The sequence below is a fragment of the Megasphaera sp. DISK 18 genome, assembly GCF_001682955.1.
Lineage (GTDB): Bacteria > Bacillota > Negativicutes > Veillonellales > Megasphaeraceae > Megasphaera > Megasphaera massiliensis.
In genome coordinates, this window is the sequence record NZ_LUGJ01000032.1 from 22,516 (window position 1) to 43,301 (window position 20,786).

Consider the following 20,786-nt stretch of genomic DNA (forward strand, 5'->3'; position numbering starts at 1 on the left):
CTTTAAATTCCCATGGCAGACGGATAAAAAATACGAGCATCCATCGTTTTTAAGTCCGCTGCCATGAGTGGTCTGAATTCCATTTGGGCTATGATATCCCGTTCGATATCGATGCCGGGCGCTACTTCGGTCAGCATCAGGCCATCGGCGGTCAGGCGGAACACGGCCCGTTCGGTCACGACCAGGACGTCCTGATTCCGCGCGGCAGCATAGGTCCCGGAAAAGGTAATCTGTTCGACGCTCTTCTTAAATTTTTTATATTTTCCTTCATGGTCGATGATTAATTTTCCGTCTTCACAGTGTTCCCGCAAGTGACCGGCCGTAAAGGTCCCCATGAGAATCAACTTTTTCGTGTGCTGCGCAAGGTCGATGAAGCCACCGGGACCGGTAATGCGGCCGTTGAATTTCGATACATTGACATTTCCCGCCGCATCGACTTCAGCCAATCCCAAGGCACAAATATCGAGGACGCCGCCATGACAGATATTGATCATGTCGGCTTGTTTTAATTCGGCTTCGGCATTGATGGCAGCCCCCATATCGAGGCCCGATAAGGGAATACCGCCGATGATGCCAGAATCGGACGCCAGCGTCAGACCGGGGCCGAGGCCTTCTTCGGCGGCGACAGCTCCGATGATTTCAGGAATGCCGATACCAAGATTCATGACGTCGCCCTTTTTCAGTTCCATCGCCGCCCGGCGGGCACAGATTTTTCGGTTATCCAAGGGATGAGGCGGCAAAGATTGGATAACCACCCGTTTTTCACCGCTCAGTTCGGGCCGATAGCCCCTGGCGGCAAAGCTTTGGACGTGATATTTCGGACGGGGCACGACGATGTAGTCGACGAGAAAATGAGGAATCTTCACTAATCGCGAGTCAAGGCGTCCCCGAGGTACGACATCTTCTACCTGTACGACGACGATCCCCTTTGACTGGCGCGTCGCTGCGGCGACTTCAAACTGCTCTCCGATCATGGCTTCCCGCTCAAGGGAAATATTACCGTCTTCATCGGCTAAAGAGCCGCGAATGAAGCAAATATCGAGGGGAAAGGCAGGATAATAGAGGTACTCTTCTCCCTCGATATGAGCCAGGCGAACGATATCCTTTCCTTCGGCCATCGTCTTGTCATTGGCCTTGCTGCCATCGAGGCGCGGGTCGGCCAAGGTATGGAGTCCGATATCGGTCCAAACACCTTTTCGTCCGGCAGCCAAGGCTCTATACAAGTCCAACAGGGTTCCCGCCGGTACGGTATAAGCCAGGCAGCTATTCTTTGTCACCTTATCGGCTAATTTTTTTTCGGCACCGAAATGGCTGGTAATGATCGTCCCCAAAAGGCCGTCGGCTGCCAGACGATCACCGCCGCGTCCCCCACCGTCGCTCGTCCCGGCAATTTTCACTAACGTCAGACTGCGTGGATGCCCCTCTTCGGCATATCGGTCATGCAAAGCTTTGAACAACCCGTCCGGTGTACCGAATCCGGCTTGGCCGCTGACAGCCAGGGTCGTGTCATCACGGACCAATCGCGCCGCCTCATAAGGCGTGATAAATTGTACCATCGGTTCCCCTCCTGTCGCTTTGATACAAACCTTTTGACTGTTAGAAAGAAAGCCCCTTTACCATAAAGGGGCTTTGTGAATCGTAAGCGATTACGACAAATGTTTTAATCCTTTAGCACCGATATCGCGGCGAACTTGCTGGCCGTCAAAGTGGATTTTATCCACTTTGTCATAAGCCTTTTCAATGGCACTTTTAAGATCCGGTGCCACCGCCGTTACACCGAGAACACGGCCGCCATGGGTCACATAGGCCCCGTCCTGTTTGGCCGTTCCCGAATGGAAGACCATCGTATCGTCGCTGTCGATACCGTCGAGGCCGCTGATGACGTCGCCCTTATGAGACGAAGCCGGGTACCCGGCAGAAGCCATGATGACGCAGCAGGCCGAGGCATCTTTCCAGTGAACCATATCGGCCGACAAGGTTCCCTTCGTGCAGGCATACATGATCTGCGCCAGATCGCCGTCGAGAAGCGGCAGGACAGCCTGCGTTTCCGGATCGCCGAAACGGCAGTTGAATTCGACGACTTTCGGGCCGTCTGCCGTAATCATAAGACCGGCGTAGAGGCAGCCTTGATAGGTAATGCCTTCGGCCTTGAGGCCGTCCACGACGGGCCGTAAGATCGTGTCTTCTACGACTTTTTGAATGGCCGGCGTAAAGACCGGAGCCGGTGCATAAGCCCCCATGCCGCCCGTATTGGGTCCTTCATCGTTATCAAAGATGCGCTTATGGTCCTGAGCTGAAATCATGGGCACAATTGTCTTGCCGTCGACGAAGGCAAGAAGGCTTGCTTCTTCACCGACCATGCATTCTTCAATGACAATGCGGCCGCCGGAAGCCCCGAAGATGTGATCTTCCATCATGGCATTGACAGCTTCGATGGCTTCTTCTTCCGTCTGGGCTACGACGACGCCCTTGCCGGCAGCCAGACCGTCAGCCTTGACGACGATGGGAGCACCTTGTTCATGAATGTAGGCTTTGGCGGCATCGCCGTCGGTAAAGGATTCATAGGCTGCCGTCGGAATCCGGTATTTCTTCATGAGATTCTTGGCAAAGACCTTGGAGCCTTCCATCTGAGCCGCTGCTTTATTGGGGCCGAACACAGCTAGTCCTTTAGCCTGAGCCACATCAGCCAAGCCTTCCGTAAGGGGTACTTCCGGACCGACAACGAGCATGTCGATGCCTTCCGAAACGGCATAATCGGCAATGCCTTCGAGGTCAGCTAAGGAAATATCGACGCATTTGGCGATATCCGCCATAGCGGCGCTGCCGGGAATGGCGTACAAGGCATCGACACTCGGGCTCTGAGCTAATTTCCAAGCCAGGGTATGTTCGCGGCCGCCGCCGCCGATGACTGCTACCTTCATTACTTTGCAGCTCCCTTCTCAACCTGTTCCGCCAGATACGCTGCGATAGCCGTATCGTAGACAGCCGTATGATGAAAGGCTTCCTGCGCCAATTCCAAGCGATATTCATCGGAAAAGGCACCGTCTTTTTGGAGGATGGAAATGATTTCACTATACTTGTCGGGATTGGTTACGATGGCGACATATTTGTTATTCTTCGCCGAAGCACGAACCATGCAGGGACCGCCGATGTCGATGTTTTCAATGGCTTCGGCCAAGGTGACATTCGGTTTGGCAATGGTCTGCTGGAACGGATAGAGGTTGACGACGACCAAATCGATTGGCGTAATGTCGTGATCCTTCATAGCTTTGACGTGTTCCGGATTATCGCGGACAGCCAAAATAGCGCCGTGAATCTTCGGATTAAGGGTCTTGACGCGGCCGTCCATCATTTCCGGAAAGCCCGTTACGTCCTGAACGGCAATGACCGGTACGCCTGCTTCTTTTAACGTACGCATGGTACCGCCCGTCGAAATGATTTCAATGCCGAGAGCCGCCAGGGCCTTGCCCAATTCGACGACGCCCGTTTTATCAGATACACTAATGAGTGCGCGTTTTACCTTCATGCTAACCTTCCTCCTATTCCTGAGTTCCCAGGACGACATTACCGCGAACCGTCAGTTTGTCGTCACAAAAGAGTGCCGCTGCCTTAATGTAAGTCGGATGTTCCTTAGTGAGGATACGAGCCGCCAGCGTATCTTCCGTATCATCTTCATAAACCGGCACGGAAGACTGTAGGATAATCGGGCCGGCATCCATATCAGGCACGACGAAGTGAACCGTGCAGCCGGCAATCTTCACCCCGGCTTCAATGGCCTGACGCTGAGCGTGGAGGCCGCGGAAGGACGGCAAGAGAGCCGGATGGATATTGAGCATCTTGTGTTCATAATGAGCGATGAAGTCGCCGCTCAAGAGCCGCATGAAGCCGGCCAGGCAGATAAGGTCTGCTTCATAAGGAGCAATGGCTTCGAGGATATATGATTCAAAAGCTTCTTTCGAATCAAAGGCCTTGCGGTCGGCTAAGATGACCGGTATCCCCCATTCGCGGGCCCGATTCATGACCGGTGCGCCGGGGATATCGCAGACCAAGGCCTTGATATCAGCCTTGATGGTACCGGCTTCGACGGCATCGTGGAGAGCAATGGCATTGGAGCCGCGGCCTGAGGCGAAGATGACCATCTTTTTCTTAGTCATGGAACACGCCTCCCCGCAAGGTAACGGGTACGTCCGAATCTACAACTTTGCCGATGACATAAGCTTTTTCATCGCGGTCGGCCAAGTTCTTAAGGATGCTGTCAGCATCCTTTTCATCGACGATCATGATCATGCCGATACCCATGTTAAAGGTGCGGTACATTTCCTTGGCATCGACGCCGCCCCACTGCTGGAGGAGCGAGAAAATCGGCAGCTGCGGCCACGACGTGACGTCGATATCGACGCCGACGCCTTTTGGCAGGACGCGGGGAATATTTTCATAGAAACCGCCGCCGGTGATGTGGACCATGCCTTTGACGGTAAAGTTCTTGATGATCGGCAGGCACGGACGCGGATAGAGGCGGGTCGGCGTGAGCAGGCATTCACCGATGGTCATGCCCAATTCATCGACGTACTGGTCGAGTTTCATCTGCTGGCGTTCAAAGACGATTTTACGGACCAAGGAAAAACCGTTGGAATGAACCCCCGTCGACGGCAAGCCGATGAGGACGTCGCCGGCCTTGATTGTTTCGCCGGTAATGACTTTATCCCGGTCGACGATGCCGACGCCAAAGCCGGCCAAATCGTAGTCGTCTTTGGCATAGAAGCCGGCCATTTCTGCCGTTTCACCGCCGAGGAGAGCGCAGCCTGATTCTTTGCAGGCATTGGCTACCCCTTTTACAATGGAGGCAACCTGAACCGGATCGAGCTTGCCGACGGCGATGTAATCGAGAAAGAACAAGGGTTCCGCACCTTGAACGAGGACGTCATTGATGGACATGGCCACGCAGTCCTGACCGACCGTATCGTGCTTGTCCATCAGGATGGCCAGGCGCAGTTTCGTACCGACACCGTCGGTACCGCTGACCAGAATCGGCTTTTTAATATCGCTGTCCATCAGCGAAAAGAGGCCGCCGAAACCGCCGAGGTCGCCGAGGACTTCCGGACGGTACGTAGCTTTTACAGAGTCTTTCATCAATTCGACGGCTTTATTGCCTGCGTCGATATCGACACCGGCATCGGCATAGGTCAAACCTTTATTTGTGTTCGAGAGCATATTTTTCTCCTTCCTCGTTCGTCTGCGGCGTATCCGTAGGATAATCATCGTTGAAGCAAGCTAAGCACATATCTTCCTGAGGAATGTGTTCAATGGCCCGGTTGAGGCCGTCGATGGAAATGAAGTGCAGCTTGTCGACGCCGATGTATTTTTGAATCTGTTCCTGGCTGAAGGTCGACGCAATGAGTTCCTTGCGGACCGACGTATCGATGCCGTAGAAGCAGGGATATTTGATAGGCGGTGCCGAAACGCACATATAGACTTCCTTGGCACCGGCTTCCCGCAGGAGCTTACAGATGATGCCGCTCGTCGTGCCGCGGACGATGGAGTCGTCGACCATGACGATGCGCTTGCCCTTTACGACGGATTTAACGACGTTGAGTTTCATGCGAACAGCTAATTCACGCTGTTTCTGATTCGGCTTAATAAAGGTACGGCCCATGTAGCGGTTTTTGATGAGACCATGTTTGAAAGGAATGCCCGAAGCCTGAGAGTAACCGATGGCTGCCGTGTTACCGCTGTCGGGGACAGAGATGACGATGTCGGCATCGTACTGAGTTTCATTCCACATTTCACGACCCATGTTCAGGCGGGCCTGATAGACGTCCTGACCGTCGATGACGCTGTCGGGACGGGCAAAATAGATGTATTCAAAAGAACAGACCTGCTTGCGCGGTGCCTTGGCGAAGATCGTCGATTTGACACCGTTTTCATTGATCTGAACGAATTCACCGGGATGGACGTCGCGGACGAATTTAGCGCCAATGGCGTCGAGGGCACACGTTTCCGAAGCCAGGACCCAACCGCCTTCATCGGTACGACCGATGCACAACGGACGGAAACCGTAAGGGTCACGGACGCCATAAAGGGTATCTTTGGTCATGAGGACCAAAGAGTAGGCACCTTGAATGCGGTTCATGCTTTCCATGATACGTTCTTCAATGGTGGATTTCTGGCTGCGGCTGATGAGGTTGACGATGATTTCACTATCCATAGTCGTCTGGAAAGCAGCGCCGCCACGGTCGAGTTCTTCGCGGAGAGCCCGGGTATTGGTCAGGTTGCCGTTATGAGCCAGGGCCAACTGTCCCATCGGTGTATATACCGCCAAGGGCTGGATATTGCGCGGGTTGTTGGAACCGGTCGTCGAATAGCGGACGTGGCCGATACCGACCGGCCCCCCTTCTTCTTCCGGTACGCCGTCGGCAAAGACCGTGCTGATGAGCCCCATACCGCGGTAGGTATGAATATCCTGGCCGTCGGTCAAAGCGATGCCACCACTTTCCTGGCCGCGGTGCTGCAGGGCAAAGAGCCCCCAATATACGTAGCGGGGAATATCAAGGTGTTTATCAAAAATCCCTAAGACGCCACATTCTTCATGCTGCTTATCCCAAATCGGATCGTAAAACATGAATTAAACCTCCTGTTATTGAGAAAAATAGGACGCAATCCCCTTACAGAGCTTTTACGTCTTCTTGTAATTTCTGGTTCTTAGCCATGACTTCATTGGCCATGTTTTCGCGATAAGCCTTGTACTTCTTCGCTAATTCGGCATCGCTGACAGCGCCGATCTGAACAGCCAAAAGGGCCGCATTCTTTGCGCCGTTAATGGCGACAGTAGCGACGGGAATCCCCGACGGCATCTGAACGATGGCCAAGAGGGCATCCATGCCCTGCAAACTGCCGCTTTCCAAAGGAACGCCGATGACCGGCAGCGTCGTGTAGCTGGCTACGACACCGGGCAAATGAGCTGCCATGCCGGCGCCGACGACAAAAGCCCGGATACCGCGTTCTTCAGCTGTCGTGACGAATTCACGAACGGCTGCCGGCGTCCGATGGGCCGATGCCAATAAGACTTCATAGTCTACCCCAAATTCTTTAAAAATAGCTACTGCTTTTTTCATAACGGGAAAATCAGAGTCGCTTCCCATAATTAAAGCTACCTTCATCAGAGACCCCTCCTTAGGAATAACAAAACCCAAAAGTGACAGAAATCACCTTTGGGCTTTCAGTTAGATACACGGAGACTGTTTACAAACGGCATAAAAACCTGTCCATAAACATTTTGTCATAGTGCGTCTCCTTATTGATTAAAATATTTATCAAACACACTTTGATTCTATCAAAAACACACCTGCCTGTCAATGAAAAACCGCCTTTCTATGGTAAGACAGTATCCCCCTATCGGGGACTGTGTTACAATGGGATAAAGACTATCTTATGGAGGAATACTTATGCATCTAAACGCCGAGCAGCAGCAAGTCGTACAGGAGCTGTCAGAGTCCATTTTACTCAATGCCCCGGCCGGAACCGGCAAGACCCGGGTCCTGGCAGAGAGGGTTGCCAATATCATAGAAAAAAAGAAAGCCGAGGGTTCGGAAATCTTATGCCTGACCTTTACCAATCGAGCCTGCAAAGAACTGAAGAACCGCATCATCGACACGGTGCCAGAAGAAGGGTTCGCCGTCACCGTAAAGACCATCCACAGCTTCTGCTACAGTCTCATCAAAGAAGAGACCAAGCGACAAAGCGACCGCTACAACGATTTTCTGATCTATGATGACGAAGACTGTAAACAGATTATCGGCGCCATAGAACTCACACAAACGACACCGCGTCCGGCATTACAGGAACTTCAGACCTTCATCGAATTTGAAAAAAAGAAACGAGTCATCCCCGGCCTGCGCGATTTTACCAATATTCAGGATGACCTCAAAGATTGGCTCACGGACTACGGCGAAGACCTTGTCTGGGAGTACGACGCCGCCCTTGCCGAAAACCACGCCGTCGATTTTACCGACCTCATTACCGGGGCCTATGAATTTCTCCAAGACGATGCCATCTGCCGCCGCTGGCGGGAAAAGTTCCGCTTCATCTCCGTCGACGAAATGCAGGATACGAGCGAAGTCGAATACACTGTCATCAGCCGCCTCTTCCCGGGCCGCAACATCCTCCTTTGCGGCGACTATTTCCAAACCATTTACGAATGGCGCGGCTCCTATCCTGAATACATTTGGGAAGAATTTAGAGCCGGTTATCATCCCCGGGAAATTACCTTCATCAAAAATTACCGGTCTACCCAGCTCCTGCTGGATGCCGCTCAGACCTTCTTATTCCGCGGCATGGGACTGGCGACCGTCCAGAAAATCTATACCCGGCCGGGCATCTCCGCGTCAAAGGAACGCGGCGAACCCATCGTCCTTCATAAAGCCGACACCTGGATGGAGGAATCCCGCTGGATTTTCCAGGAAATCAAGGCCCTGCCCCCGGAAGAACAACTGAAGACCTGCATTCTTGTCCGCGACAACCGCCAGGCTAAACTGATCTGGATGGGCATTACCTCGCACAACCAAAAGTTTCCCCAAGACCAGCAGCTGCCGGTTACCTGCATCGACCAGTTTCACCTGTTCAAACGGCAGGAATGCAAAGACGTCCTGGCCTACCTGCGACTCTCGCTCAATAAGCACGACAACCTCAGCCTGAAGCGAATCGTCCAACGCTTCGTCCCCCGCATCGGCCGGCGTACCTTGGAGACCATTGAAAGCGATTCCTATCGAAAGGTCGGCCTCATGCTCAGCGATTTCATCGATCCCCTGTCCCACCAAGCGGGTGACCCTTATGGTCTGTTGCTGACGGCCTTAGCCGAGGAACGGCTGGTCGTCTTCGACGTCGAAAGTACGGGCACGGACACGACGCAGGATGAAATCATCCAGATTGCCGCCATCCGCCTCGATGCCAAGGGACAGGTAAAGGATAAGTTCAACACCTATGTAAAGGCCGGCCGCTCCGTCGGCACATCATACTACGTCCACCACATCAGTGACGAAATGTTAGCCGCCGAAGGAATTCCTCCGCAAGAAGCCCTGACAAGGTTCTTGGCCTTTGCCAAAGACGCCGTCATCGTCGGCCACAACGTCACCTACGACTTATCCATCCTCCACAGCGAACTGCAGCGCCTGGGCCTTTCTGAAAGGGCAGACTTTCCCTATTACGACACTCTCGACATCTACCGCCGTTTTTATCCGAACTTGATCAACCATAAATTAGACACTTTGAGTCACCACTTTCCCATTGGCCATAAACCGACGCACGACGCCTTTGACGATATTCTGGCCACAGCCGGCCTCCTGGTCTATGCCATCGAAGAGAAGATCCGCCCGACGGAAGGGGCACGACGAGCCGCGATGGCCATCTATCTCCCCCTCTTTGCCCCCTTCAGCCGTGAAATGGACGCCTTGCGGCGCTTGTCCTATCAGGCACGGCCCACCGAAGTCATTACGTCCGTCATGAACGACAGCGGCGTCAAAGCCTGGTATCAAACACATCGCGATACCTCCGATGCAGCCAATCACATCGACCGGCTGGAAAACATCCGCAAACTCTACCGCATCGCCAAAGAAACAGACGATCCCGGCCAGAATCCGCGCGACGCCCTGACCGAATTTCTCAAAATGACGGCCCTTTCCAACAGCGAACTCGACAGCATGCTGTCCAAAGACCCGAAAATACCGATCATCACCATTCACCAGGCCAAAGGCCTTGAATTCGACTACGTCTTTATGGCCAGTTTAGAAGACCATGTCTTCCCGACCTATTGGTCCCGACAAAATGGGAATATACAAGAAGAAATACGCCTCTTTTATGTCGCCATGACGCGTGCAAAAAAGAGGCTGTATCTGAGCTGGCACCAAGGGTATGCCCGGCAGAGCTATCAGCCGAGCCGATTTCTGCATGGTATCACCGATGATTACTATAAAATTAGATAAGGCCGGCCATCCCCAATACCAAGCCTAAGACGCCGGAACCGAGAAGGACCTTGATGACGCCGATTCCCTTACGGGTTGCCACGATGGCGGCGATGAGGATGACGAGTCCGCCGCTGCTGAAAGCCATCCAATCAGAGGGCAGCTCTTCCGTATTCCATAAAGCCAGGAGAATGAAGCTCAGGCTGGCTACGCAGATAAGAGCTACGACGGCCGGACGCAGGCCGTTCAAAATGCCGCGAATCGGCCCGATATCGCCGTATTTCAAAAAGATACGGGCTAAAAAGATACCCAAGAAAAAGGACGGCGTTACGAAGCCCATGGTAGCGACGATGGCCCCGGGAAGGCCGGCGATGCGGGTCCCGACGAAGGTCGCCGCGTTGATGCCGATCGGCCCCGGCGTCATCTGCGAAATCGTAAAGATATCGACGAATTCGCTCATGGTCAGCCAGTGAAAGGTATCGACGACGCTGGCCTGAATGAGCGGCATAGAAGCATAGCCGCCGCCGACGCAGAATATGCCGACTTTAAAAAATTCCCAAAAGAGCAAAGCATAGATCATGACGGCACCCCCTAGTTATACTGCGCTGCGCGCATGAATAAGAAACCGATGATGCCGTCGATGAGGATGAGCACCATGATATTGGTATCGAAGAACAAGTTGGCCACAAAGGTTCCGATGATGATCAGCATCGGCAGGAGCAGCTTCTTTTTCCCCTGTTTGACCAAGAGATCGATGCCGACATTAACGATGAGAGCCGTCGCCCCACACTGCATGCCGCGAAGAACCATTTTAATATAGGCATTTTGAATAAAATAATCATAGCTGTAAGAAATAATGGTCAGAGTAATCAAACAAGGCAGGACCGTGGCGACAAGGGCCACCAAGGTTCCGAGAACCCCTGCCATACGGTAGCCTAAGATGACGGCGCTGTTGACGGCGACGACGCCCGGCATGGACTGGGCAATGGCCACCATATCGAGGGTATCCTTATCGCTGATCCAATGGTATTCGTCGACGTACTTCCCCTTGAGCAAAGGGATGATGACGAAGCCGCCGCCGACGGTGAAGGCACTGATTAAAAAAGTCGATTTGAAGAGCGTCCAATAAAAGTGGGCGTCTCGTTTCGGTGTGACAAGATCCATGAGATTCATCCTTTCTGAAAATTAAAGGGATTTTTTTACATGGCTAGTATACCATAGGTATATCTATATTGAAAATATTTGTATCATTGCTATAATATACGTAAATCATATACCACAAAAAAAGGAGAGACTATGGACCTTCGTCAACTCACGTACTTTTTGGCCATCGCCGAAGAAGGCCAGATCACGGCAGCTGCCCGGCGCCTGAATATGGCCCAGCCGCCCTTAAGCCAGCAAATGAAAGCCCTCGAAGAAGAACTGGGCGTCGAACTCTTCCAGCGGGAACCGCGCAGCGTCACCTTGACCGATGCCGGAGAAATCCTCTACCGACGGGCCCGCCAGCTCATCACCCTGGCTGATTCGACGCGCCGCGAAATCGGCGACTTCAAAAGCGGACTGCGGGGTACCTTATCCATCGGCACCGTCTCATCCTCAGGCAGCGTCATCCTGCGGCCGGCCCTTCGGCAATTTCACGACAGCCACCGCGGCATCCGCTTTGAAATCTACGACGGCAATACCTTCCACATCTTAGATATGCTGCGAAAGGGCCTGATTGAAATCGGCATCGTCCGCACGCCTTTTAAGCAGGAAGCCTTCGACTGTACCTTTTTGCCGGAAGAACCGATGGTCCTGGCCTATGCCGGAAAAGATCCGGCCCCCGAAAAAGAGACCTTGACCATCCCTGATTTAGACGGCCTGCCCCTCATCGTCTACCGCCGCTTCAATCAGCTCCTCCTCGACGTCTGCGAAGGACACAACCTTACACCGTCCATCCTCTGTCGAAACGATGATGCCCGGACGACCCTCCTTTGGGCCGAAGCTGGACTCGGCTATGCCGTTGTCCCGGCCTCAGCCCTCTCACCGTCAAGGCTGACAACGCTCCAAATGAAAGTCATCGACGAGCCCCGACTTTACACGCGCCTGGCCGTCATCACAGCCAAACATCGCTACCTGTCCGGGATTGCCGGTCAATTCATCGAAGCCCTGACAAAAACGTAAGACATCATTCTTTGACAAGCAAGCCCTCCAGATGAAGGAGGGCTATTTTTTTATCGATGCCGCCGGCATATCCCGTCGCCTTGCCACTGGCCCCTAAGACGCGGTGGCAGGGAATAATGATCGAAATAGGATTGTGACCGACAGCACCGCCAACGGCCTGCGGAGACATCGTCTTCCCCGTCTGGGCTTCCACGGCTTTGGCCAACTCGCCATAGGTCGTCGTCTGCCCGTAGGGAATCTGACAGAGGAGGCTCCATACGCGGCGGCGGAATTCATTACCCTCCGGCGCCAGTGGCAGACTCATGATAGCCGGCATACGACCGGCAAAATAGTCGTCAAGCCAACGGACAGCCTTCTTAAGGACCGGCGTCTCTTCCTCCGTCACCTCAGCCCCTTTCAATCCGTCCCTATCATATTTCTGCCCGTCAAACCAAAGACCGACCAAGGCCGTTTCATTGGCCGCGATGGTCATAGCCCCTAAAGGCGAAGCATAACTCATCGTATAGTACATACATATTCTCCTATCTTGCTCATTACAAACCGTAGTACGATCTGTACCATTCGGCAAATTGCCCCAGTCCTTCTTCAATCGTCGTTTCCGGCTTGAAATCGAAATCACGCTGCAATTCACTGACGTCGGCATAAGTCTGATAGACGTCACCGGCCTGCATGGGCAGATATTCTTTTTCCGCCGTCTTACCAAGGGCTTGTTCCAAAACTTCAATGAAGTGCATGAGCTGTTCCGGCTTATGGTTGCCGATATTATAGACTTTATATGGATCGCCCAGTTTATTTTTTACAGGAGGATTAGAGAGCATATGCTCAATGCCGGTTACGATGTCGTCGACGTAAGTAAAGTCGCGGTACATGTCACCGTGGTTATAAATTTGAATGGCTTCCCCATTGCGTATCTTATTGGCAAACTTGAAATAAGCCATGTTCGGACGGCCGTAAGGACCATAGACGGTAAAGAAGCGCAGACCCGTCGCCGGAACCCCATAGAGGTGGCTGTAGGTATAGGCCATGAGCTCGTTCGATTTCTTCGTCGCTGCATAGAGGCTGATGGGATGGTCGACGTTATCCGTCGTCGAAAAGGGAGTCTTTTCCTGATTGCCATAGACCGATGAACTGGAGGCGAACAACAGGTGAGTAACCTTATGGTGCCGGCAAGCTTCGAGGATATTGAAGAAGCCGATGATATTCGAATCGATATAGGTCCGCGGATGGTCGATACTGTAGCGGACGCCGGCCTGAGCCGCCAAGTTGACGACGATGTCCGGATGAAATGACGAAAAAATTTGTTCTACGGCCTGTTCATCAGCTAAGTCGCCCTTCACAAAGGTGAAATTCGGGAACTGGTGCAAAATTTCGAGGCGCGCATCTTTTAAGGTGACATCATAGTAATCATTGAGGTTGTCGAAGCCCAGGACCGTCGCCCCTTTAGCCAGCAGCCGCTTGGCCAAGTGGAAACCGATAAATCCGGCAGCACCGGTAATAAGGACTTTTTGTGCTGTATCAAAGGGTTTAAAATTTGCCATATTCAGTTCTCCCCTCTTAATCGCGGTCAAAAAGATCCCGCGTATATACTTTATCCTTGACATCGGTCAATTTATCTGACCAGCGATTGGAAATGATGATATCGCTCATCTCTTTGAATTCATCTAAGTCTCGAATGACGCGAGAATGGAAAAAGGTTTCTTCTTTCAGCGTCGGTTCATAGACGACGACTTCAATGCCCTTCGCCTTGATGCGCTTCATGACCCCTTGAATAGCCGAAGCCCTGAAATTATCGGAGTGACTCTTCATCGTCAGCCGATAGACACCGACAATGCGAGGATTTTGGGCGATGAGCATATCGGCAATATGGTCCTTCCGCGTCCGATTGGCGGCGACAATAGCAGAAATCAGATTTTGAGGCACATCCTGATAGTTGGCCAAGAGCTGCTTTGTATCTTTCGGCAGGCAATAACCGCCATAACCGAAGGACGGGTTGTTATAGAAATCACCGATACGAGGATCGAGGCAGACGCCTTTGATGATTTCCTTGGTACTGAGACCACGCATTTCGGCATACGAATCGAGTTCATTGAAGTAGGCCACGCGCAGAGCTAAATAGGTATTGGCAAAGAGCTTTATGGCTTCCGCTTCCGTAGACCCGGTAAATAAGACAGGAATATCGTCTTTGACCGCCCCCTCGACTAATAAATTGGCAAAGGTCTTGGCCCGATCCGACACTTCGCCGACGACGATGCGCGACGGATGAAGATTATCGTAGAGTGCCTTCCCTTCCCGCAAAAATTCCGGCGAGAATAAAATATTATCCGTCCCGTACTTGGCCTTAATTTGCTGTGTATACCCGACAGGGACCGTCGACTTGATGACCATGACGGCCTTAGGATTGATGGCCAACACTTCCTCGATGACCGTTTCTACCGATGACGTATCAAAAAAGTTCCGCTTGGGATCGTAATTGGTCGGCGTCGAAATAATGACGAAATCAGCCCCGGTAAAAGCTTCCTTGGCATCAAGAGTCGCCTTAAAGTGCAGGTCGTCACGCTGCAAAAAAGCTGAAATATCAGCATCCACAATGGGAGACTGACCTTTATTTAACAGGGACACCTTTTCTGGAATAATGTCCAAAGCAATAACTTCATTATGCTGAGCCAGCAGCATACTATTCGAAAGACCGACATATCCGGTCCCGGCAACAGCAATTCTCATATGTATTCCCTACTTTCTCTTCTTCCGAGCACGGCAAATTCGAGCTCCGTCGTGCCACCGATAAAAAGCATACCAAAAAGGCCCCGCAAAAAGGATGTATCAACGGACTGCGGGGCCTCGTTTATTATAACTTATAGCGAATTTTCAGCCAGCTATACCAAAACAGGCATTGAATTCGTTTCCACGTTTCGCCCTTTTCCTGATAGACTTCTGCCAGCCGTTTGAAGCTGTGGTAGTAGGACGGTTCCCTAGGAGGCATGGGATCGTTCATGCTGTCCCAGAAGGAAATATCCAGGTAGTGGCGCCACAATTCATCATCCGAATCAAGGACTAATTCCCAAGGCTTGTCCCGACCGGAATAATGAATCAGGATTCCTTCTATGCTGAAATCTTTATTCTTATGATGGAATAAATTCGGAATGGGCTTCATATTCCCGTCGATGACAAGATTCAACAAATCCTGGGTCTGTCCCTTGAAACGCCGCGGATCGGCCCCTTGATAGGCAAAGACCTGTTCCGTAATTTTTTCGCGGATCCATTCCTTGACATCGATCCACATCAAGCCGTCTGAAAAATAGACATCTTGTTTCATCTTCAAAAAGGCTACTCGATCAGGTGTCGAATAGGTCAAGGCACCGATAGCCTTACCTTCTAAATCCGTCGTCAAAAACTGTTTTAAACTGCCAACACATATCATATCTGAATCTAAGTACAAGTAGTGGTCGGTGTAGTTCCGTAAAATCCACGGCATAACGATGCGAATATACGTAACCCGAGAAAAACGAGCAACTTTGATATGAAAATTCTGATAGATGCTCATATCCATCACATATAAATAGACATTACAGCCATATTTTTTAGCCGTCTTTTCTAAATTATCCTTATTTTCCGGGCTGTAGCTGTCGACAAAGACATGGAAAGAAAAAGCGATGTCTTTATTGGTTTCTAAAATCGATGTAATTTCTGCCCCCAAGGGTTTAAAAAAAGGATCGTTAATATTAAAGCCGATATGCATAGCCGGCCGTTCATCATGTTCCGGAAGCCATTCAAAGGCATGTTTTTCGGTATATAATGTCGCATTTTCAAAATATTCCGTCGTAAATGTATTTGCCATTTTCAAACCTCGCTTCATTAATATAAGGATATCTTTTTCTTTCTCAGCAGCCAATCAAATCGGAGGCGACGGAAGAAGTCTAAGTTCGCATCAATGAATCGCTTCTGTTCCCTCTCCATAGACTGCAGACGATACCGATCATCTTCGGCCCGAACGAAATGAAAGAACTCTCGAGCCAGTTTTTTATTGAGTCTATCAATATACGACGAGTTACGCATATGTTCTTGATGAATCAAATCGTCACGCAATTTTTCAGTGCAGATACAGATGTCCAAAAACCGCTTGTGCCCGCCATGGGTCGTGCTCGTCGGGTTTTTGTAATAGTAGTATAAACATTCATCGGTAATCATCATCCGTTGACTGCGGTACAAGTAGCGGCCCGACACGTAATTATCCTGTGAATGGCAGCGTTCGGGCGATAAAATATCGATGACAATATGTCGCTTATAGACGGCATTCCAAACAACTTTGCAGAGAAATTCCGTAAAATACAATTCAAAAACATCCGAGCCGGTAATAAGCTGATTTTCCACGCCCTTTTTACGCGGCAAAATAGCCTCTTCCTTAGTCCCATCGGAGCCGATGACGGAACAGCGAGCCATATCGAGATCATATTTTTCGATAAGCGCGATAAGCCGTTCATACATCTCAGGATGGAGCCAGTCATCGCTGTCGACGAAGGCGATGTATTCTCCCTTAGCAAAAAGAAGCCCGTTGTTTCTCGCTCCACTCAAGCCCTCGTTTTCCTGATGGACGGCGATGATACGATCGTCGAGTCGGGTATAGTCATCGCAGATTTTCCCACAGCCATCCGGTGAACCGTCGTCTACTAGAATGATTTGCAACTGTTTATACGTTTGATTGCGGATCGAATCGATACACCGATGCAGATATGCTTCCACCTTATATACCGGTACGATGACCGATAATACCCCTTTTTGCTCCATAGGACACCTTCCCAACTGCCTTATATATCCAACCTTCGTTATTATACTATAAAAACTTCAAAAAAACTATATTTCCTTATCCAGTACCAATCGAATTTTTTATGTACTTATATCTGTTTTAAATATTTATGACGAATATGGGTGTACTTTCGATACTTTTTTAAATAAAACGTAAGCAGTGTATCTTCCAGCCATTGAAACAGCCTGCGTTTTACCAAAAAAGCAGGACGCACCCGATGGAGATAAATTTGGTCATATATGGCAGGGTTATCGGCCAGTTCCGCTCGAACGACAGCATAGCGGGCTTCTTTTGAAAAAGAAACCACCCCCTGTGAATCGACAACTGCCCCATCACTATCAACGACGGTGTAGGTAACCGGTGACGATGTCTGACAGCGGTACAAGTTCAACGGACAACATTCTTGCTCCAGAGGTAATACATAATCATAAACAAAGTCATCCCCAACGAGAAGTTTTATAAAAGGGGGAATGACGCCCTTCGGATGAATTTCAGAAAAAATTCCGACGTCACTTAATCCCCATGCCGCTCCTGTAGTTTCGAGAATCTTCAAGGTACAAGCCGATACGCGCTTAGGGGTTGGCAAGGTGTATTCAAGAACACGGCCTCTTGTCGGTAAAGGGCCGATATCATAGGAAGTTCCATCGCTAAAGGAAAGGCGAACTTTTTCAATCCGTCCGCTGTCTTCTATGTTTCCGGCAAGACTCACCATCGTAATGACCTGCTGAGACAACCACTGAAAATGGAGGCATCGTTTTGCATCCCGATCATCCGGACTCCACAGATACTGAGCCGGAACAAATTTTTTCGCATCAATATCATCGGTATCACTCAGTTTAAAATCACAGACCTTGGATGCATCACCGGAAGAGGCCGTAACATCAGCCTGAAAAGCCAGATTATCCGTCCGCCGTCGCCAAAAAACAGCGTCGCCATTGGCAATCCGAACAGCGTGGAGGGCTGCACTTTGGGATGCATGTTGAAACAGCGCCCGGTATAGAATATTATGCCGTAAATACATGCCCCGACAAGCAGGATGTACCGGAATCCGCAAGCGTTTGTTCCATTCATATGAAGAAGTATCGATGAGAATGTCGTCGCCGGCAGACGGTTTAGGCACAGAACGAATATTGTCCGCATAGAAATCTTTCGGTGCCCCAAAAGACGTACAGTAAGCGAAGCCCTTTAAGACTGTCGGATGATATGAGTTCCCGGACTGTCGAAGGATGTCTCCCAAAGCTTCCTCAAAGACGATGGAAGCCGCCCGATGGTCTGCGTGGACATCGCAGTCTACGACGACGAGGAGATCAGCCCTTATATCCAGTATCAGGTCCGTTAAATCCTGTTTGAAGTTCTGGCGGCAGTAGCGGCTGTGCTGTCCCCGCTTTACAAAGGCGTAATCAGGGAACTCATGACAACCGTAGGTTTCTTGATGCCCTGCCGGAGACGTCACCGCCTTGTCCGTCGCATAGAAAAGATGACCGCCGGCATAGGCATTGGACGTATCCCCATAACCTAAAAAGAAGATTTTCCTTACGCCTAAGACCTGCAGCGATTTCCAGGCCTCTTTCATTCGTGTTTCAGCAGCAAAAGAATAGTCTCCATTGGTCGTAAAGGCACAAAAGACCTCTGCGCCGCTTTGAATGTAATGGTACATCAAACTGCCGGCTACATTTATTTCATCATCTTCATGAGGGACAATAACCAAGACTTTTTTCCCGCTGGCAGACTGATTCAAAAAAGAATTGTCCCCTGCCTGACACAGATGCATTACGATCGCCTCCGTTTAGGATAATAGTGAACCAAGGAGGCCAGATTATAAGAGGCTATATAGGTCAGATATTCTAATTTTTTCCCCAATGGCAAGGGCGTTACTTTCAGAAATCGTTTCAATACCGCTTCATGTTCCATCAGCGTCTGATTGTACGCATCTTTTCGGCGATGTTTTATATCATAGCGCAAGAGAGCAATGATGGAGCGAACATAGCCTCGAAAGGCACTGTCTAAAGTAGCTCCGATAATACCACCAGCCTCCATCTGCTGATAGATTTGTTGATGAACCTTGAAATTTCCAAGCCACACGTCTTCCGAATCTTTCCAAGACAGACTGTCTTTATGTTGGATATAGTGGTAAAAGGTGTTGGATACGAGGGCCATCGTCCTTGCTTTTAAGATGACTTCCGTTACAAACAGCTTATCCTCTGAATAAGATATGGTTTCATTGAACCGTGTGTCGCCGATGAGCTCTCGCCGATAGATTTTATTTAAGGAGCTGTCAATAAAATAGCCTTTTTTCGACAGATAATTCAGCGGCAAATCACTGACTTCGATGGTCCCGACTTCATAAGGAGTGTCCTCATATGAACTTTCCTTAATAACCCGACAGTTGACGAGGTCAGCCTTCTCGCCTTCTAAGATATCAATCATGACTTCGTACATCTTAGTATCGATACAGTCATCGCCGTCAACAAAGGCAATGTATTTCCCTTGTGCTTCATCAAGGCCTCGATTACGGGCCGAACTGACACCGCCGTTTTCTTTATGAATGACGCGCACTCGCCCATCTTGTACAGCAAATGTCTGACAAACAGACAAGCTACCGTCAGTTGAACCATCATCCACAAGTAAGAGCTCAAAATCCTCATAGCTTTGATTCAGTACGCTCTTCAGTGTATTCTGCAAATAGATTTCATTATTGTAAACGGGTATGATAATACTCAATGAAAGCTCCATCAGAGGTTTATCTCCTTTTTATAGTACTCGCAGCTGTAGATAGTCATTCCCCAGAAAAACCAATAGAGATGCATCATATGGCGGCCAAAAAAATCATAGTCAAAGAGGCCAAAGAGATAGATAGCTAAGATAGGTAGGAAAAATCCGGCCAGCCAGGGAAATCCCGGCCCGTGGCTCCGATAATAAGCGATGAGTGAATGGAGGACTACTCTTAGTTGGAATAAGATGAGTATTAAAAAGCCACTAAGGCCGACAAGTCCCGTTTCATTCCAAATTTGCAAGTAAATATTATGAGGTGACTGGATATTTTTTTCATGGAAAGGATTATCGGCTTCAAAGCGTTCATGATAAACTTCCCCCCAACGACCGAGACCGATTCCGATGTAAGGCTTTTCCTCAATGAGCTGAACGGCCACCTTTGTCAAATAAACGCGTCCATCCTGACTAAGATCTCTGTCAAGCCGGTCAGAAATGAACTGCGGTGCTGCCACGCCAATCATCAAACAAGACGCCACGAGAAGTCCGGCCATTATTTTTAACGCCAGCCATTCCCTCCCCAGATAACAGAACACCAAAAGGGCTAAAAAGACGATAAAAAAAGCGAAGTAGGCATTACGAGATCCCGTACAAAGGAGTATGCTAAAGGCAACAACACAAGCTACCGCCATGAAAAATGACGTTTTAGGACAAAGAGAACGATAGCGGATAGTACCAAATAATACAATCGGAAGCAGAACCAACATCACGCTAGCCAAGGAATTAGGGCTGCTGAAAGGGCCAAACAAACGATTGTCCCTCCAAATCGGATAGACTCCAACCAAGCCCAAATACCAAAGAAGAGAGAGGAAAATGCCGAGCCAAACGGCAATAAAAGTCCCCTTCCCTGGTCGGACCATAAGGATAACCAAAACAAGGGGAATCAGACGTTCGACGTACTTTAAAATCACCTCAGGCCTACCATCATTAAAAGGAATCGTAAGCGCCGCTGTTCCCAAAAACAGCGCAATGGTCACGACCGTCTGCCAAACGAGAGGCGCTTTCCACAGCGTCTCCGCCATGGGCCGTCCTTCTTTTCTGCAAATGATCAAGTGAGCCAAAAAAGACGCCGTCATCAGTGATCCCGATCCGGCACCACA

19 protein-coding genes are annotated in these 20,786 nt (G+C 50.3%); 2 read left to right on the top strand and 17 right to left on the bottom strand.

Annotation, left to right across the window (positions count from 1 at the left end):
* Positions 1–2: 2 nt before the first annotated feature.
* The 7 genes from A0U42_RS07040 to purE all read right to left on the bottom strand — a co-directional run bounded on the left by A0U42_RS07040 (position 3) and on the right by purE (position 7,157).
* The gene (locus A0U42_RS07040) at positions 3–1,556 is read right to left on the bottom strand and encodes an acyl CoA:acetate/3-ketoacid CoA transferase (protein WP_065360418.1); all 1,554 of its coding nucleotides are present in this window, start codon (positions 1,554–1,556) and stop codon (positions 3–5) included.
* 90 nt (positions 1,557–1,646) lie between these two features.
* Positions 1,647–2,921 (bottom strand): phosphoribosylamine--glycine ligase, encoded by a 1,275-nt coding sequence (purD, locus tag A0U42_RS07045; protein ID WP_065360419.1) that lies wholly within the window; start codon positions 2,919–2,921, stop codon positions 1,647–1,649.
* Positions 2,921–3,526, bottom strand: a complete 606-nt coding sequence (locus A0U42_RS07050; RefSeq protein WP_049917316.1) for a hypothetical protein — start codon at positions 3,524–3,526, stop codon at positions 2,921–2,923. Before A0U42_RS07050 ends, purD begins: the two co-directional genes overlap by 1 nt.
* 13 nt (positions 3,527–3,539) lie before the next feature.
* Positions 3,540–4,154: a phosphoribosylglycinamide formyltransferase gene (gene purN / locus A0U42_RS07055; RefSeq protein ID WP_065360420.1), complete on the bottom strand. Its 615-nt coding sequence runs from the start codon at positions 4,152–4,154 to the stop codon at positions 3,540–3,542.
* Positions 4,147–5,211 (bottom strand): phosphoribosylformylglycinamidine cyclo-ligase, encoded by a 1,065-nt coding sequence (purM, locus tag A0U42_RS07060; RefSeq protein ID WP_065360421.1) that lies wholly within the window; start codon positions 5,209–5,211, stop codon positions 4,147–4,149. Before purM ends, purN begins: the two co-directional genes overlap by 8 nt.
* Complete coding sequence (gene purF, locus A0U42_RS07065) at positions 5,192–6,619, bottom strand: amidophosphoribosyltransferase (protein ID WP_065360422.1); 1,428 nt, start codon at positions 6,617–6,619, stop codon at positions 5,192–5,194. The genes purM and purF overlap by 20 nt, the downstream gene beginning before the upstream one ends.
* 43 nt (positions 6,620–6,662) lie before the next feature.
* A complete protein-coding gene (gene purE / locus A0U42_RS07070; protein WP_065360423.1) occupies positions 6,663–7,157 on the bottom strand; it encodes a 5-(carboxyamino)imidazole ribonucleotide mutase in 495 nt (164 codons plus the stop codon).
* A 285-nt stretch (positions 7,158–7,442) separates the two neighbouring features.
* Between purE and A0U42_RS07075 the strand changes: the two genes are divergently transcribed.
* Positions 7,443–9,974: a 3'-5' exonuclease gene (locus A0U42_RS07075; protein WP_065360424.1), complete on the top strand. Its 2,532-nt coding sequence runs from the start codon at positions 7,443–7,445 to the stop codon at positions 9,972–9,974.
* Here A0U42_RS07075 and A0U42_RS07080 read toward each other — a convergent pair.
* Entirely contained in the window at positions 9,967–10,533 is a 567-nt protein-coding gene (locus A0U42_RS07080; protein ID WP_065360425.1) for a chromate transporter, read from the bottom strand. The genes A0U42_RS07075 and A0U42_RS07080 overlap by 8 nt on opposite strands.
* An 11-nt stretch (positions 10,534–10,544) precedes the next feature.
* Complete coding sequence (locus A0U42_RS07085; protein WP_255304125.1) at positions 10,545–11,117, bottom strand: chromate transporter; 573 nt, start codon at positions 11,115–11,117, stop codon at positions 10,545–10,547.
* 132 nt (positions 11,118–11,249) lie between these two features.
* Between A0U42_RS07085 and A0U42_RS07090 the strand changes: the two genes are divergently transcribed.
* Positions 11,250–12,116, top strand: a complete 867-nt coding sequence (locus A0U42_RS07090) for a LysR family transcriptional regulator (protein ID WP_065360427.1) — start codon at positions 11,250–11,252, stop codon at positions 12,114–12,116.
* Between the two features lie 4 nt (positions 12,117–12,120).
* On the opposite strand, the gene A0U42_RS07095 is transcribed toward A0U42_RS07090, so the two are convergent.
* From A0U42_RS07095 to A0U42_RS07130, 8 genes are all read right to left on the bottom strand, one after another.
* Complete coding sequence (locus A0U42_RS07095; protein ID WP_065360428.1) at positions 12,121–12,627, bottom strand: methylated-DNA--[protein]-cysteine S-methyltransferase; 507 nt, start codon at positions 12,625–12,627, stop codon at positions 12,121–12,123.
* A 22-nt stretch (positions 12,628–12,649) separates the two neighbouring features.
* A complete protein-coding gene (locus A0U42_RS07100) occupies positions 12,650–13,654 on the bottom strand; it encodes an NAD-dependent epimerase (RefSeq protein ID WP_065360429.1) in 1,005 nt (334 codons plus the stop codon).
* A gap of 16 nt (positions 13,655–13,670) precedes the next feature.
* Positions 13,671–14,837, bottom strand: coding sequence for a nucleotide sugar dehydrogenase (locus A0U42_RS07105; RefSeq protein ID WP_065360430.1), 1,167 nt, complete (start codon positions 14,835–14,837; stop codon positions 13,671–13,673).
* Positions 14,838–14,961: 124 nt separating this feature from the next.
* Positions 14,962–15,951, bottom strand: coding sequence for a glycosyltransferase family 8 protein (locus A0U42_RS07110; RefSeq protein ID WP_176698853.1), 990 nt, complete (start codon positions 15,949–15,951; stop codon positions 14,962–14,964).
* Positions 15,952–15,968: 17 nt separating this feature from the next.
* Positions 15,969–16,898 (bottom strand): glycosyltransferase, encoded by a 930-nt coding sequence (locus A0U42_RS07115; RefSeq protein WP_065360432.1) that lies wholly within the window; start codon positions 16,896–16,898, stop codon positions 15,969–15,971.
* A gap of 107 nt (positions 16,899–17,005) precedes the next feature.
* Positions 17,006–18,688, bottom strand: a complete 1,683-nt coding sequence (locus A0U42_RS07120; protein WP_065360433.1) for a PIG-L family deacetylase — start codon at positions 18,686–18,688, stop codon at positions 17,006–17,008.
* Complete coding sequence (locus A0U42_RS07125; RefSeq protein WP_083122414.1) at positions 18,688–19,650, bottom strand: glycosyltransferase; 963 nt, start codon at positions 19,648–19,650, stop codon at positions 18,688–18,690. Before A0U42_RS07125 ends, A0U42_RS07120 begins: the two co-directional genes overlap by 1 nt.
* Complete coding sequence (locus tag A0U42_RS07130) at positions 19,650–20,708, bottom strand: O-antigen ligase (RefSeq protein WP_065360435.1); 1,059 nt, start codon at positions 20,706–20,708, stop codon at positions 19,650–19,652. Before A0U42_RS07130 ends, A0U42_RS07125 begins: the two co-directional genes overlap by 1 nt.
* Between the last annotated feature and the right edge of the window lie 78 nt (positions 20,709–20,786).